The following is a 13,982-nucleotide window of genomic DNA, read 5'->3' on the forward strand; positions in this document are numbered from 1 at the left end:
GCGGGCATGGACCCCGCCCGCAGCGCCGACCGACCCGCCGGCCCGTTCCGCCGGCTGCTGGGCCGTCTCACCGGCGCCGCGGAGCCGCCGGCGGAGGACAGCCTGCCGCCCGACGAGGAGACCGCCGACGTCACGCCGATCCGGCAGTGCCACGACCGCGCCGTCGTCACCGTCACCGGCAGTCTCCGCACCGTCACGCTCCAGCCGCGCGCAGGCGTCCCCGCGCTGCAGGCGGAGCTCTTCGACGGCACGGACTCGCTCGACCTGGTCTGGCTCGGCCGCCGCGCCATCACCGGCATCGAGCCGGGCCGCAGCCTGACTGCCTCCGGCCGGATCGCCATGAGCCGCGGGCGGCGGGTGCTCTTCAACCCCAAGTACGAACTGCGACCCCTCGGACAGGAGCAGCGGTGACGTCATTCCAGAAGCCGGCCGACGAGCGCGCCGGAGGCACCGGCGCGACCGGCGGCCCGCCCGGGACCGCACCCGCACCGGCGCCCCCGTCCGGGGACGGCGCCGGCCGCACCGCCTCCGGCGTACCGGAGGGCGATTCGCAGGCCGTCACCCAGGCCGCCATGGCCGAGGCGTTCGGCGGCATCCGCGGCATGGTGGAGACCACGGTCCCCGGGCTCGTCTTCGTGCTCGTCTACACCATCGGCTCGGACATCAAGCCCTCCGCGATCGCCGCGCTCGGCGTCTCGCTGCTGCTCGGCCTCACCCGGCTGATCACCGGCGGCACCTTCAAGCACGCCTTCAGCGGCGTCTTCGGCGTGGCCATCGGCGTCGCCTTCGCGAACATGACCGGCAACGCCAAGGACTTCTACCTGCCGGGACTGCTCTACGGCCTGGGGCTGGCGCTCGCGTACATCCTCAGCACCCTGGCGGGCCTGCCGCTGATCGGGGTGATCCTCGGCCCGCTCTTCCGCGAGAACCTGTCGTGGCGCACCCGCAACCCCGGCCGCAAGAAGGCGTACGCCAAGGCGAGCTGGGCCTGGGGCCTGATCTTCCTCGCCAAGTCCGCGATCCTCTTCCCGCTGTACTTCTGGGCCGACCCCAAGGAGTTCGGCTGGGTGATCGTGGCGCTGAAGATCCCGCCGCTGCTCCTCGCGGTCACGCTCACGTACATCTTCCTCAAGCAGGCGCCGCCGCCGATCGACGTGATCGCGGAGGCGGAGGCGGAGGAGAAGGCAGAGGCGGAACGGGAGAAGGCGGGCCGGCCGGCGGCCGAGCGCGACTAGCGCGCCGCCGGGTCGGCCTCGCCGGGTCAGCGCCGCCGGGTCAGTCCTCGCGGCGTACCGAAAGCAACTCCTCCAATTGCTCCTCGCGCGCCTGCGCGGCCACGAAGAGCAGCTCGTCGCCCGCCTCCAGGGTGTCGTCGGGCTTCGGGGTGAGGACCGTGCTGCCGCGGATGATCGTCACCAGCGTGGTGTCCGCGGGCCAGTCGACGTCGCCGACGGAGGTGCCCGTGAGGGCCGACTCCTCCGGCAGGGTCAGCTCGACGAGGTTCGCGTCGCCGTGGCTGAAGCGCAGCAGCCGGACCAGGTCGCCGACGCTGACGGCCTCCTCCACCAGGGCGGACATCAGCCGCGGCGTGGAGACGGCGACGTCCACGCCCCACGCCTCGGTGAAGAGCCACTCGTTGCGCGGATTGTTGACCCGGGCGACCACGCGCGGCACGCCGTACTCGGTCTTGGCGAGCAGCGAGACGACGAGGTTGACCTTGTCGTCGCCGGTGGCGGCGATGACCACGTGGCAGCGCTGCAGCGCCGCCTCGTCCAGCGAGGCGATCTCGCAGGCGTCGGCGAGCAGCCACTCCGCCCGCGGCACCCGCTCGACGGCAATGGCGGTGGGGGTCTTGTCGATGAGCAGGACCTCGTGCCCGTTGTCCAGCAGCTCGCCCGCGATAGAGCGGCCCACCGCACCGGCACCTGCGATCGCGACTCTCACAGCACTGCTCCGTTCACGTCCCCGCGCGCCTCGGCGTGCGTCCTGGCGGCCGCGAGTGCGTCGCTCACCGTCGGTCCTCCGTCTCCGGGCCCTTCGCGCAGGCCGCCTCGACCTGCTCCACCTCGTCGGTACGCATGATCACATGCACCAGGTCGCCGTCCTGGAGCACCGTCTTCGCGGTGGGCAGCACGGCCTCGCCCTGCCGGGTGAGGAAGGCGACCCGTACGCCCGTCTCCTCCTGCAGCTCCGCCACCCGGCGCCCGATCCACGAGGCCGAGGTGTGCACCTCCGCCAGCTCCACCCGGCCGCTCGGGTCCCGCCACAGCGGCTCCGCGCCGGAGGGCAGCAGCCGGCGCAGCATCTGGTCGGCCGTCCAGCGGACGGTGGCGACGGTGGGGATGCCGAGCCGCTGGTAGACCTCGGCGCGGCGGGGGTCGTAGATCCGGGCGGCGACGTTCTCGACGCCGAACATCTCGCGGGCGACGCGGGCGGCGATGATGTTCGAGTTGTCGCCGGAGCTGACCGCGGCGAAGGCCCCGGCCTCTTCGATGCCGGCGTCCTTCAGCGTGTCCTGGTCGAAGCCGATGCCGGTGATGCGGCGCCCGCCGAAGCCAGGGCCGAGGCGGCGGAAGGCGGTGGGGTCGCGGTCGATCACCGACACCGTGTGCCCCTGCTGCTCCAGCGTGCGCGCCAGGGTGGAGCCCACCCGGCCGCACCCCATGATCACGATGTGCACACGGCGTCCCTTCGCCCTGTCCGGCTTTTCTGCTCAAGCTACACACCCTCTGGGCCGGGGAGCACCCCGGGTGGCGCCGGTAGACGGGTGGGGCGGTGGGGACCGCCCGTACGGTACGGGTCGGGCGGGCCGCCTAGACTGGCGCGCGCCCGGTCCGCCCGCAGCCGCAGAACCAGCCCCAGGAGTCCGCCCCGTGCCCGAAGAACAGCAGGCCCACGCCACCTCCCCGCCACCGGTGGGGGAGGAGTACGAGGTCGAGGTCGGCCCGGTGGCGCACGGCGGGCACTGCGTGGCCCGTACGCCGGAGGGCCAGGTGCTCTTCGTACGCCATACGCTGCCCGGCGAACGGGTCGTCGCGCGGGTCACCGAGGGACGCGCCGGCGCACGCTTCCTGCGCGCGGACGCGGTACGGGTGCTGGAGCCGGCGAAGGACCGCATCGAGGCGCCGTGCCCCTACGCGGGCCCCGGCAAGTGCGGCGGCTGCGACTTCCAGCACGTCGCCCCGGGCGCCCAGCGCCGGCTGAAGGCCGACGTACTCGCCGAGCAACTGACCCGGCTCGCGGGGCTCACCGCCGAGGACGCGGGGTGGGACGGCACGGTGGAGCCGGTGCCGGGCGACAAGGTGCCGAAGGGCGAGGTGCCGGCGTGGCGCACCCGGGTGCAGTACGCGATCGACCCCGACGACCACGCGGGCCTGCGCAAGCACCGCTCGCACGAGGTGCAGCCCGTGGACCGCTGCCTGATCGCCGCCCCCGAGGTGGAGGAGCTGGGCGTGGAGAGCCGGGAGTGGCCGCAACTGGCCACGGTGGAGGCCATCGCCGCCACCGGCTCCGGCGACCGCCAGGTCGTCCTCACCCCCCGCCCGGGCGGCCGGCTCCCCCTGGTCGAACTGGACCGCCCCGTCTCCGTACTCCGCGCGGAAGAGCCCCGCACCCCGGGCGCCCCCGCGGCCATCCACCGCGTCCACGGCCGCGACTTCGTCCGCGAACGCGCCGCGGGCCGTACCTGGCGCGTCGGCGCGGGCGGCTTCTGGCAGGTGCACCCGCGGGGCGCGGACCTGCTCGTCGAGACGGTGATGACGGGCCTGATGCCGAAGAAGGGCGACATGGCCCTCGACCTCTACTGCGGCGTCGGCCTCTTCGCGGGCGCCCTCGCGGAACGCGTCGGCCCCAAGGGCGCGGTCCTCGGCATCGAGTCCGGCAAACGCGCCGCCGCGGACGCCCGCCACAACCTCGCCGACCTCGACCGCGTCCGCATCGAACAGGGCAAGGTCGACCGCGTCCTCCCCCGCGCGGGCATCACGGAGGCGGACCTCGTAGTCCTGGACCCACCCCGCACCGGCGCCGGCCGCCAGGTGATCACCCAGATCACCGCCCTCCACCCCCGCCGCATCGCCTACGTCGCCTGCGACCCGGCAGCTTTGGCCCGTGACCTCTCCTACTTCACCGCTGCGGGCTACACCCCGAAGTGGACCCGAGCCTTCGACCTCTTCCCGATGACCCACCACATGGAGTGCGTCGCGATCCTCGTAAGGTCCGAAAAGGCAGCCTGACCTGCGATTATCGCGATGTGCGGTAGGGGCGATGTCCCGACGCTGAATTTGACGCTCGTTGATCTTGCTCCCCATGCCCTGCTGAGCGGGATGGGCAGCCTTCCTGACGGGGGAGTGAGCTTGCCGCTCCAGGCTGCTGAGTCCCGCGGGGAGGGCGCGCACCGTCGCCCGTTGATTTTGGTCGATGCAGTGGAGAACGGCGTCGGTATGCCGTGGCCATACCCGTAACGCCTTCTGCCGCAGGCCCAGGGACTCGGGCGATTCCTTTGCCCGGTGAGGGCTGGCTGGGAGGCCAGTCCTCACCGGCGGATCGTAGAAGTCCTCGGTTCAGCCGAGGGCTTGGTAGTTGGCGAATTGTTCGGAGGCTACCGTGATTGCTCCGGGGCCGTCTGGGGTGAAGTCGGCGAAGAATCGGAGTCTGCCGCTGTTCGGGGTGGTGGTCCAGAGGTCGAATGTGCCGTTGTTGTTGGCGTCGGGCGCGGCGGTGAGCATCGGGACGGTGTTCGTGCCGAAGTTGTTGGCGATGAGGATTCGGTGGGTGGGGTCGATCTGACCCGGCCAGGTGGATGCGTCGGGGTTGATGGCGTCGTAGAGGAAGAGGCCGCTGCCGGCGTTGTCGACTCGGACGGCGAGGTCGGCATGCCCGTCTGCGTTGAAGTCGCTGGGTGCGGCCATGGTGACCTTGGCGAGGGTGTTGGTGCCGGTGCTCACGCCGTCGCCGGCGGCCAGGAGGACAGGGTCGCGGAAGGCGTCGAGGTAGGCGCTGCCGCCCGGGTCAGCGTAGTAGAGCCACAGGTGCTGGCCGTCGTTGACGAGGAGGTCGGGGTAGCCGGGGGTGTCGATCTCGCCGTCGTCGTCGGTGTCGAGTGGGCCGTCGACGTCGCCGACGGCGAGGATTTGTTTGGCCCCTGTCTTCCAGTGGTTGTTGGTCTCTTCGAGGACGGTCATTTCCAGCGCGGCCCAGCCAGTCGGCCCGGCCTTCGTGGCGGTGACAACGGCGACCATGCGGCGGCGCTCGGCCCAGGCCGCCATGATGTCGTCGGCGAAGTCGTCGACGAACCGGATGGCCCAGATCAGCAGCGGCCCGAGAACCAGCGGGTCCAACGGCTCCGTCGCGTTTTCGCCGCCGCCCGCCGCACCACCGGCGGGGAAGGAAGTCATCGACTCCTCCGCTCTCCCACGGAGGCCGGGTGATGCCTGACGGGCGGGCGCTGAGCTGGTCGAACGCCCACAGGTTCGTCAGCCGGACACAGATGATGGCCGCCGTGTCGCGGGATACCCGGGGCAGACGCTCACTCGCATAGGCCCGCCATTCCGTCTCGGTGCAGGCACCCAGGCTGGTGATCTGACGCCCGTGCAGCTTGACCAGGCAGGTGCCGGGATTGTCGATCAACGGGGCCATGGACCAGATGGCGTCCTGGTAGCACCTGATCGGCCTCGCCGCGGGCGCGGCAGAGACGTAGAAAGAGGGCGGCGTACATCTGCACGCCCCTACCTGCGTACGGATGAACGTGGCCGATACCTGATGCGTTGAGGACTGCGGGTCAGCACTCTGCTGCTGGTCGGTACGGCGACAGAGGGGCGGCGGACGATGGTGCTGGATTCACATGGCCGACTGGCACCACGGCGATAGCGTGAGCCTCTCGGGAATCGCCAGGGGGGCGGAGCCGGACCGCAAGACCGTCCACACTCACCTCCCGGCGCCGGGACCGGCTGCCCCCCGCGGCAGTTGGCCGCGCACTCCGTCTCGGCCCTCTGCTTGGCCGAGACTGTCGACGAGTGCACCCCAACCAGGCGGACGAGGCGCAGAGGGCCGCCTCGATGTCAGGACCCCGCCACCGCATTCTCCGGCAAGGCCAAGTTCGCCGACTCTGCTCGGGTTGTACGCGGTGGCCAGGGCCATGTCGCTGTCTCGCCGGCGGTCGCCGAAGCGATCGGCAAGTCGTGAGCACTAGCTGACGCTGAGCATCGAAGCCCTTAGGATCGCTAGCGAAGTAAGGAGACACATGGCCAGCGGGAAGGGCTCTGAACTGCACAGACACCTCCGAATCGCTGACGGACCGAAAGGGGCGGTCGAGGGAGGGGAATGCGGCCCCGGTGATCTGCTGCTGGGGAACGACACCCTCGCCCCCCAGCGCGGGCGCGGCTGTGACGACAGTCCGGCGACCACTGCACGCGCTCTCCGACCAAGGACTCGCGGAGTCCCGACAAGGGCGCAGGCTTCTTTGTTCACGCTTTCCGCCCCCATACGGCGGCGCGGAGCCTCGTGCCGGGCTCGGGACCGGTGGGGAGCCTGAGAGTCGACCCGGTGCGCCCTGCCGGCAGGGCGGGCAATCGCTCAAGCGGAGGCGGGTTTAGGCGGAACCTGCACTCGCCTCACCGATCTCGGGCATGCCCCCATCCGTTTCCGGGAGGAGATCCGCAGACAACTGCCCGCTGCCGAGAGGGCTCGGACCGGTCGCGGGGCCGGGCTGGACCGATCCGGTGCCGTGCGGCACTGATACGGGCGCGTGCCCGCGTCTCCGCCGTGTCCCACCGGGCCGGATACCGGTCATGCATCGCCACCAACGCTCCCGTCCCTCCCGGCGGAGTTCGCCACCACGACGCCGCAGTCCTGCTCGCTGTCCGAAGTATCGGCGCTGGGCAACTGGCCACGAGTGAGGTCGTCTTGTTACGAATCAGTGGATCGCAGGGAGTTCGCGCATGAACGCACCACACGAGACAGATGTGCTGGTAGTCGGTGCCGGCCCGTCCGGCGTGGCAGCCGCGGTGATGGCGGCCAGCCTGAATCTCCGAACGGTGATCGTGGAGGCTGCGTCGGTAGGCGGCAAGCTGCACGCCATCGGGGCACTGGAGAACGTTTCCGGCAACTGGATGAGTGGCCCGCAACTTGCGGAGGCCCTTGCCTCCGACCTGGATCGCCTGCAGGAGGGCGGCCGATGTGCTGTCGTAAAAGCGCGTGCTGTGGGCGTCACCGGCTACGACGACCACGCGGATCTCGTACTGGAAGACGGACACGTGGTGAGTGCTCAGGTGGTGGTGGTCGCCACTGGTGTGGCGACCATGACTCCACATGAGGCCGAGTGGATCAGTGCTCCCGAAAAGCCGTATGTCCCTCTGCTGTGGCGGACCAGCCCCACAGACCTCACAGACCGCGCCTACGTCCTCGGAGCTGACCGCCCCCTCGGAACGTGGCTCCGCACCCACCCGAACACCCCGACGACGCTCCATGTGCTTTGCCCGCCGTCGGACGACTACAAGTTCGACGAAGTATCGGGAGACGAGCGCGTCCGCATCGTGCCCGTCTCTCACGTCGTCCTGTCACCGGTGACCGACGGAGAGGGGTGGAGTCTGCTGGTCAAGGATCGGCACGGTGAACACGAGTCCTATGTCTCCAAGACGGTGTTGAGCAACCTCGGCAGCAAGCCCGCTGCATTGGCAGGCCTCACCGTGAGCGAGGACGGCTACTGCCCGCCGGGCAAGCAGCACCCCCGGATCCGCACCGCCGGGGACTTGAGGGCATCCCAGTTCCAGCGCATCGCCACAGCCCAGGGCTCGGGAGCTGAAGCCGTGCTCACGCCCTACTACGCCACCGCGCTGGCCACATCCACGTAGGTCCCCCGGAACGTGATACGCGTGGCATGCCCGTCGACGGCGCCGGAGTCCAGAGCCGGGTGAAGTCTGCGACGGGTTGCGCGGTTCGAAGCGGACGTCAGGGAACGAACTCAACTCGGTGCCGGCGGGCTGGTACCTGGGGCGAAGTCGAACAGGTACGCTCCCGCCGTCCCCGAGGCGGCCACGGCGGTTCCGTGGGGAAGCCAGCAGCACGACGAGAGTGCCCCGTCAACGCGCATTTCCGTTACCCGGAGCCCGGTGCCCGTGTCCCGGATCCGTATCGTCCCGTCGTGGCCGGCGGTGGCAAGCCAGGTGCCGTCCGGTGAGATCGCCACCGCGCGTACCGGACCCGCGTGGCCGGTCAAGGTGCGGGTGATGCCGCCGGTGGCCGTGTCCCAGATCCGTACTGTCCCGTCGTCGCTGGTGGTGGCGAGCCAGGTGCCGTCCGGTGAGATCGCCACCGCGCGTACGGGACCGCTGTGGCCGGACATAGTGTGGGTGATGGCGCCAGTAGCGGCGTCCCAGGCGCGCACCGTCTCGTCGTCGCTGGTGGTGGCGAGCCAGGTGCCGTCCGGTGAGATCGCCACCGCCGTTACCCAGTCGGTGTGGCCGGTCAGAGTTCGCACGGCGGCGCCCGTGGTGGCGTTCCAGGTCCGCACCGTCCGGTCGTCGCTGGTGGTGGCGAGCCAGGTGCCGTCCGGTGAGATCGCCACCGCCGTTACCCAGTCGGTGTGGCCGGTCAGAGTTCGCACGGCGGCGCCCGTGGTGGCGTTCCAGGTCCGCACCGTCCGGTCGTTGCCGGTGGTGGCGAGCCAGGTGCCGTCCGGTGAGATCGCCACTGAGGTGACCGGGTCGGTGTGGCCGGTCAGGGTGTGGGTGGCGGTGCCGGTGGCGGCATCCAGGATCCGCACCGTCTCGTCGTTGCCCGCGGTGGCGAGCCACGCGCCGTCAGGCGAGACCGCCACCGCCGTCACCGGGCCGGTGCTGTCGCCGGGCGTGGCCGTCACGCGGCTGGTGGCCGTGTCCCAGATTCTCACCGTCCGGTCGTGGCTGGTGGTGGCGAGCCAGGTGCCGTCCGGTGAGATGGCCACCGCGCGTACCGGACCTGTGTGGCCGGACAGGGTGCCGGTGATGCCGCCGGTGGCGACGTTCCAGGTCCGCACCGTCCGGTCGTTGCCGGTGGTGGTCAGCCAGGTGCCGTCCGGTGAGATGGCTACCGCGCGTACCGGGCCCGTGTGGCCGGAAAGATTGCGCATCACGGTGCCTGTGGTGGCATCCCAGATCCGCGCGGTCCCGTCGTCGCTGGTGGTGGCGAGCCAGGTGCCGTCCGGTGAGATCGCCACGGCACGCACGGGGCCCGTGTGGCCGGTCAGGGTGTGGGTGACGGTGCCGGTGGCGGCATCCAGGATCCGCACCGTTCCGTCATGGCTGGTGGTGGCGAGCCAGGTGCCGTCCGGTGAGATGGCCACCGCGCGTACCGGGCCGCTGTGGCCGGACAGAGTGCCGGTGACGGCGCCTGTGGCCGTGTCCCAGGTCCGTACGGTCTCGTCGTTGCTGGTGGTGGCGAGCCAGGTGCCGTCCGGTGAGATCGCCACCGCGTTCACCGGGTCGGTGTGGCCGGTCAGGGTGCGGGTGAGGGCGCCTGTGGCGGCGTTCCAGGTCCGCACCGTCCGGTCGTGGCCGGTGGTGGCGAGCCAGGTGCCGTCCGGTGAGATCGCCACTGAGGTGACCGGGTCGGTGTGGCCGGTCAGGGTGCGGGTGGCGGTGCCGGTGGCGGCATCCAGGATCCGCACCGTCTCGTCGTTGCCGGTGGTGGCGAGCCAGGTGCCGTCCGGTGAGACCGCCACTGCCGTCACGGGGCCGGTGCTGCCGGTCAGAGTGCGGCGCAGCGCGGGGTCGGGGAGGTCGGGCAGCGGCCACCTGTTGCGGAGAGCAGGATGCGGGGGGTGCCAGGAGCGGCTCTGGCTCTGCCAGGGGCCGTACGCGCCCAGACGGGAGTACAGGATGGCGGTGAGGGCATGTCCGGGATCGGTCGGTGTGAGCAGGTGGGCAGCGGAGGTGAACGAGTGAGCGGCGGCACGGGCGGTGGGGGTTTCGATGGCGGCCAGGTCCGTCCACGGCGCGGTGGTGCCGCGGGTGTGCAGGCGCCATGCGATCCAGCGCAGGTCGGTGGCGACGGCTTCGGCCTGCACTGGGTGGCCGGCGTCCAGGAGATGAGGGATGAGGTGGTCGGCCAGGTAACCGTCGGGCATCTGCCACCACGCCCGCCTCACTGCGGGGTTGGTGCCGGGTTGTGGCGGCACGGCGGGCAGGCCGGCCGCGGTGGCGTCGAGCAGGGCGGCGTTGGTCTGCCGCAGGCGGGCCGGGCCGAGGCGGGCGCGCAGGTGGTCGCGGATGACGTCGTGGAGCTTGATCTGACCGCCGACCTGCTGGTTCGGTTCCAGGGACAGCAGGGAGGCCTGGGCCAGGTCGGCGCAAAGTGTGCTGGCCTCCTCGGTGGTCAGCGAGCCGGTGGTCCGCCACAGGTCGGCGATGAGGGCGATGGGGATGGTTGCAGCTTCGGCGAAGATGCCCAGTTCAGTGAAGCGTTCGTAGCCGCCGGGGGGCAGCAGCCGTGCGGCGGTCTCGACGGCCGCCCGGACCGCGGCGCCGCGTCGGCGTGGATCGCTCAGATCGGCCTCTGCACGGGGTGCGGGGGCGGCAGGCCCGTGGCGCCGTAGCTGTTCCAGGAGTTCGGCGGCGGCTGCCGCGGGGTCCGCCCCGCCGGCCAGCCCGCCGGCGATCGTCTGGTGGGCCAGGCGCAGCAGCAGCGGCCACCGCCCGGTCGCGCGCAGCAGCCCGTCGGTGGTCTCACCCGGCCACTCAGGCAACCGCCAGGTCAGCAAACGCCTCGCCTGCTGCTCGGACATCGGGCCGACCGGGACCTGCGCCGCATCGCCGGGAAGCATGTCCGGGATCCGGGTGGTCACCAGCCGCACACAGTTCTTGCCGCCGACCAGGAATGGTTCGAGCTGCTCACGGAACCGGATGTCGTCCAGGACCAGCAGGACCGGCGGCTGCGCGTCCAGTACGCGCCCCAGATACGCAGCGGCCGACTGCGGATCGCTGAACGACTGCACGTTCCCGATGACGACCTGCGCGGCCTCGGTCACCTTCGCGGCTATGGCGGCAGGGCTGCGCACATGAGGGCCCAGCACGATCCGATGGATCCGGCCCCCGAAATGGCTGCGTACCTGCGGGTGCGCTCGAACCGACTCGGCCAGCACCGTCTTCCCGTAACCCATGTCTCCATGCAGACCCACCACCTGCCACCCGCGTTGGCAGACCGCGGATACCACCATGTCTGCCTCGTCTCGGTCCACCACCCACTCCGGCAGCGACGGTGGTGACACTGGCGGGGGGCCGGGAGTCCGTGCCGGTTCGGGAGCCGCGGCCGGATCCGGTGCCGAACCGGCTTCCGGAACGTCCGCCTCTGGTCGTGTTTCCGGCGCCCCCACGGGGGTGGGTGCGTCGGTGAGGCCGAGCCGGCTGAGCATGGTGGGGCCGAGCCAGGCGAATTCGCGGGCGTGCTCGGGGAGCGTGTCGGTGCCGTTCTCCCATCTGAGCCAGGCGGGGAAGTCCAGGTGGTGATCGGCCAGTTCGGTGAGGCGTTCGGATACTCTTTCCATCGTTCCGACGAGGTGTGCCGTCGGAATTGCGTCCAGCAGGATGTCGCGGATGTCGTCCGCGAAGGCGAAGACCTGTTGTTCCGCGGGGGCCGTCCGTCCGGTCGCCTCGTCGCCGTCGTGGACCGGCCCCGATACCGGGCGCAGCAGGCCACCGAGGAAGACCTCGGCGAGCTGCGCCGCGTCCGCCCGCCACGGGACGGCGTCGACGAGGAGCCGCATGACGGGGATGGTCGCCGGGGACAGCGCCGCGAGGTGGGCGGCGAGGCGGTAGGCCCCGGGCGAGACCATGGCGCGAAAGCGCCGCACGGCGGATGCGGCGGATGCGGCGGTGGGCGCGGAGGGCTCGTTCCGGGGCGACGTCGGCTGCCACAGCGGGAGGGCGAGGTCGCTGCCGTTCGACGCGACGGCTTGGGCCCAGGGAGTGAGCGTGGCGGGGGCGGCTTGCAGGACCGGAACGGGGGTTCCGCGGAAGGGGCTCAGCTCAGGCGGCAGGAGCATGTCGCGCACCCGCCAACTGGCGTTGGCGGCTCCTGCCCTTGGCACCCGGACTGCCCAGCGGCGGCTGGTCACGCCGGAGCCGGGCCACATGCGCGGCGGCAGGGCGTGCACGATCGCGGTGGGTCCGACGGCCGCCCACGAGCGGAGCACCGGTTCCATGGCGCCGGAGTGCCAGTGCAGGCCGACTCCATCGGAGACCACCAGGACCATGGTGCGCCCCGAGGCGTCGGCGAGGGTGTTGGGCGGCAGGAGGCGTTGCGTGCCGCTGAACGGTCCGCTGGCGAGCATCGGGGCGGCTCCCGCCCCGGCGCGCAGCGCCACGACCCTGATCTGCCTGAAGGCGCCGAGCCGTTCGAGGAGCCGGCGCAGTTCGCCGCAGAGCTGCTGCCACAGCAGCATGGAGGGGCTGTCGTCGATGACGAGTACGAGATCCAGCCACCGTTCGGGGCGGGGCCGGGCGGTGACGTCGATGATGCCGGTGTCCGCGATCTGTGTGACGGTGGCGGCGATGTCGATGTCGGTGCGCCGCGGATCGGCCCGGTAGCGCTTGAGAGGGCGCATTGCCTGGGCGACGGCCAGGAAGGGCGGCAGGGCACGGGGGCGGGGCAGACGGACGGGCAGTGCGCGAGCCGTTGGGAGCGCGGGGTCGTCGACATGGGGGAAGCCGGGGCCCTCGTCCGCCGCGCCGGATCCGGCCGGTGCGCCGCCGTTCGGCAGAGCAGGGCCGGACCATGCATAGACTCCACCGGTCGCACTTGGCGGTTGTGCGGTCTCCACGGCGGCGGTCGGGTGGGGCCGTCTCGTCCCGGGGGGCGCCGCGGCGGCTCCCGCGTCGGGCGGCTGTGGATCGCCGTCGGCGCGGGTGGCGCGTGAAGGGGGTGGCTGCCCGTCGACCGGGAGGCGTTCTGCGAGCCAGACGACGTCCAGCAGTTCCTCGACCGTTGCGCCCTCAGTGAGCCTGCGCAGGCCGCGCAGGATGTGCAGCAGCGGCTCGCGCGAGGTCACACCGTGCCGCCCAACTGGTGGAAGAGGGCCTCCAGAACACCTTCCGCGTCGGTGTCCACGCCGCCCAGACGCAGGAAGGCGGCGTTCATCAACTGGTCGGTGGCGAGTTCGTCGGGCGCCCTGCGGGCGAGGAAAGCACGGACGAGGCCGTCCACCCTGGCCGGCGCATCGGCTCCCAGGTGTGCGGCCAGGATGTCGCGCAGCCGCTGCTCGCTCGGGTCGGGAAGGTCAAGGCGCAGGCAGCGTCGCAAAAAGGCCGGGGGGAAGTCGCGTTCGCCGTTGCTGGTGATCAGCACGACAGGGAACTCGGTACAGCGGACCACGCCGCCGCGGACCGGGACCGGGATGTCGCTCCCGGCGGTGTGCACCTCTACGACGTTCCGCTCGCGGGTCATACGGGAGAGTTCGGGGATCTCGAACTCGCCGCGTTCGAAGACCGTGAGCAGGTCGTTGGGCAGGTCTATGTCGCCCTTGTCCAGCTCGTCGATGAGCAGGACCCGCGGTAGGTCTCGCGGTACGAGGGCGGTGCCCAGGGGCCCGAGCCGGATGAAGTCGCCGATGTCCGGCTCGGGCCCCCTGCCGTCGCGGCTGAGCGTGCTCTCCTGCAGCCGGCCCACCGCGTCGTACTGGTACAACGCGTCGGACAGCATCGAGCGGCTGTTGACCGGCCAGTGGAGGACCTTGCCCAGGGACAGCTCGTGGGCGATGGCGTAGGCCAGCGAGGACTTCCCGGAGCCGGGGTGGCCCGTCACCAGCACCGGCCGCCGAAGGTGCAGCGCGGCGTTGACGACGTCGATCTGCGGCTGGTCGATGAGGTAGGGGCGATACGGGTCCATGTCCGCGTCGCCGGCCTCGGTGCTGCGCTGCTGGCCGAAGCGGCGCCACGGCGGAGGTTCCGGCATGGTGATCCGGCGGGGCTGACCGTCTCCGCGGAAGAGCCGCCATTGCGGAGTGGGCCGCGCGT

9 protein-coding genes are annotated in these 13,982 nt (G+C 71.4%); 4 read left to right on the top strand and 5 right to left on the bottom strand.

The window, feature by feature from the left end; all coding sequences use genetic code 11:
- The first annotated feature begins 6 nt into the window (after nucleotides 1-6).
- Both DMB38_RS28485 and DMB38_RS28490 read left to right on the top strand, forming a co-directional pair.
- Complete coding sequence (locus DMB38_RS28485) at nucleotides 7-411, top strand: OB-fold nucleic acid binding domain-containing protein (RefSeq protein ID WP_125937539.1); 405 nt, start codon at nucleotides 7-9, stop codon at nucleotides 409-411.
- Nucleotides 408-1,235 carry a DUF3159 domain-containing protein gene (locus DMB38_RS28490; protein ID WP_125937540.1) on the top strand — a complete coding sequence of 276 codons (828 nt, stop codon included), beginning with the start codon at nucleotides 408-410 and terminating at the stop codon, nucleotides 1,233-1,235. The genes DMB38_RS28485 and DMB38_RS28490 overlap by 4 nt, the downstream gene beginning before the upstream one ends.
- Nucleotides 1,236-1,275: 40 nt before the next feature.
- On the opposite strand, the gene DMB38_RS28495 is transcribed toward DMB38_RS28490, so the two are convergent.
- Nucleotides 1,276-1,944 (bottom strand): TrkA family potassium uptake protein, encoded by a 669-nt coding sequence (locus DMB38_RS28495; RefSeq protein ID WP_047018519.1) that lies wholly within the window; start codon nucleotides 1,942-1,944, stop codon nucleotides 1,276-1,278.
- 64 nt (nucleotides 1,945-2,008) lie between these two features.
- Nucleotides 2,009-2,680 carry a TrkA family potassium uptake protein gene (locus DMB38_RS28500; RefSeq protein WP_101421036.1) on the bottom strand — a complete coding sequence of 224 codons (672 nt, stop codon included), beginning with the start codon at nucleotides 2,678-2,680 and terminating at the stop codon, nucleotides 2,009-2,011.
- A gap of 193 nt (nucleotides 2,681-2,873) precedes the next feature.
- On the opposite strand from DMB38_RS28500, the gene DMB38_RS28505 reads away from it, so the two are divergent.
- A complete protein-coding gene (locus DMB38_RS28505; protein ID WP_125937541.1) occupies nucleotides 2,874-4,232 on the top strand; it encodes a TRAM domain-containing protein in 1,359 nt (452 codons plus the stop codon).
- 327 nt (nucleotides 4,233-4,559) lie between these two features.
- On the opposite strand, the gene DMB38_RS28510 is transcribed toward DMB38_RS28505, so the two are convergent.
- Nucleotides 4,560-5,393 (bottom strand): hypothetical protein, encoded by an 834-nt coding sequence (locus tag DMB38_RS28510; RefSeq protein WP_125937542.1) that lies wholly within the window; start codon nucleotides 5,391-5,393, stop codon nucleotides 4,560-4,562.
- A gap of 1,542 nt (nucleotides 5,394-6,935) precedes the next feature.
- Between DMB38_RS28510 and DMB38_RS28515 the strand changes: the two genes are divergently transcribed.
- Complete coding sequence (locus DMB38_RS28515) at nucleotides 6,936-7,847, top strand: FAD-dependent oxidoreductase (protein ID WP_125937543.1); 912 nt, start codon at nucleotides 6,936-6,938, stop codon at nucleotides 7,845-7,847.
- Between the two features lie 110 nt (nucleotides 7,848-7,957).
- Here the strand turns inward: DMB38_RS28515 and DMB38_RS37235 are convergent, their stop codons facing one another.
- Both DMB38_RS37235 and DMB38_RS28525 read right to left on the bottom strand, forming a co-directional pair.
- Nucleotides 7,958-13,018: an SAV_2336 N-terminal domain-related protein gene (locus DMB38_RS37235; RefSeq protein WP_125937544.1), complete on the bottom strand. Its 5,061-nt coding sequence runs from the start codon at nucleotides 13,016-13,018 to the stop codon at nucleotides 7,958-7,960.
- The gene (locus tag DMB38_RS28525) at nucleotides 13,015-13,920 is read right to left on the bottom strand and encodes a MoxR family ATPase (RefSeq protein WP_240662512.1); all 906 of its coding nucleotides are present in this window, start codon (nucleotides 13,918-13,920) and stop codon (nucleotides 13,015-13,017) included. Before DMB38_RS28525 ends, DMB38_RS37235 begins: the two co-directional genes overlap by 4 nt.
- Nucleotides 13,921-13,982: the final 62 nt, after the last annotated feature.

The organism is Streptomyces sp. WAC 06738 (assembly GCF_003945505.1).
Lineage (GTDB): Bacteria > Actinomycetota > Actinomycetes > Streptomycetales > Streptomycetaceae > Streptomyces.

Coding starts and splice junctions, on each gene's coding strand:
- DMB38_RS28485 (WP_125937539.1), top strand. CDS start 7: ATGGACCCCGCCCGCAGCGCCGACCGACCCGCCGGCCCGTTCCGCCGG.
- DMB38_RS28510 (WP_125937542.1), bottom strand. CDS start 5,393: ATGACTTCCTTCCCCGCCGGTGGTGCGGCGGGCGGCGGCGAAAACGCG.
- DMB38_RS28515 (WP_125937543.1), top strand. CDS start 6,936: ATGAACGCACCACACGAGACAGATGTGCTGGTAGTCGGTGCCGGCCCG.
- DMB38_RS28525 (WP_240662512.1), bottom strand. CDS start 13,920: ATGCCGGAACCTCCGCCGTGGCGCCGCTTCGGCCAGCAGCGCAGCACC.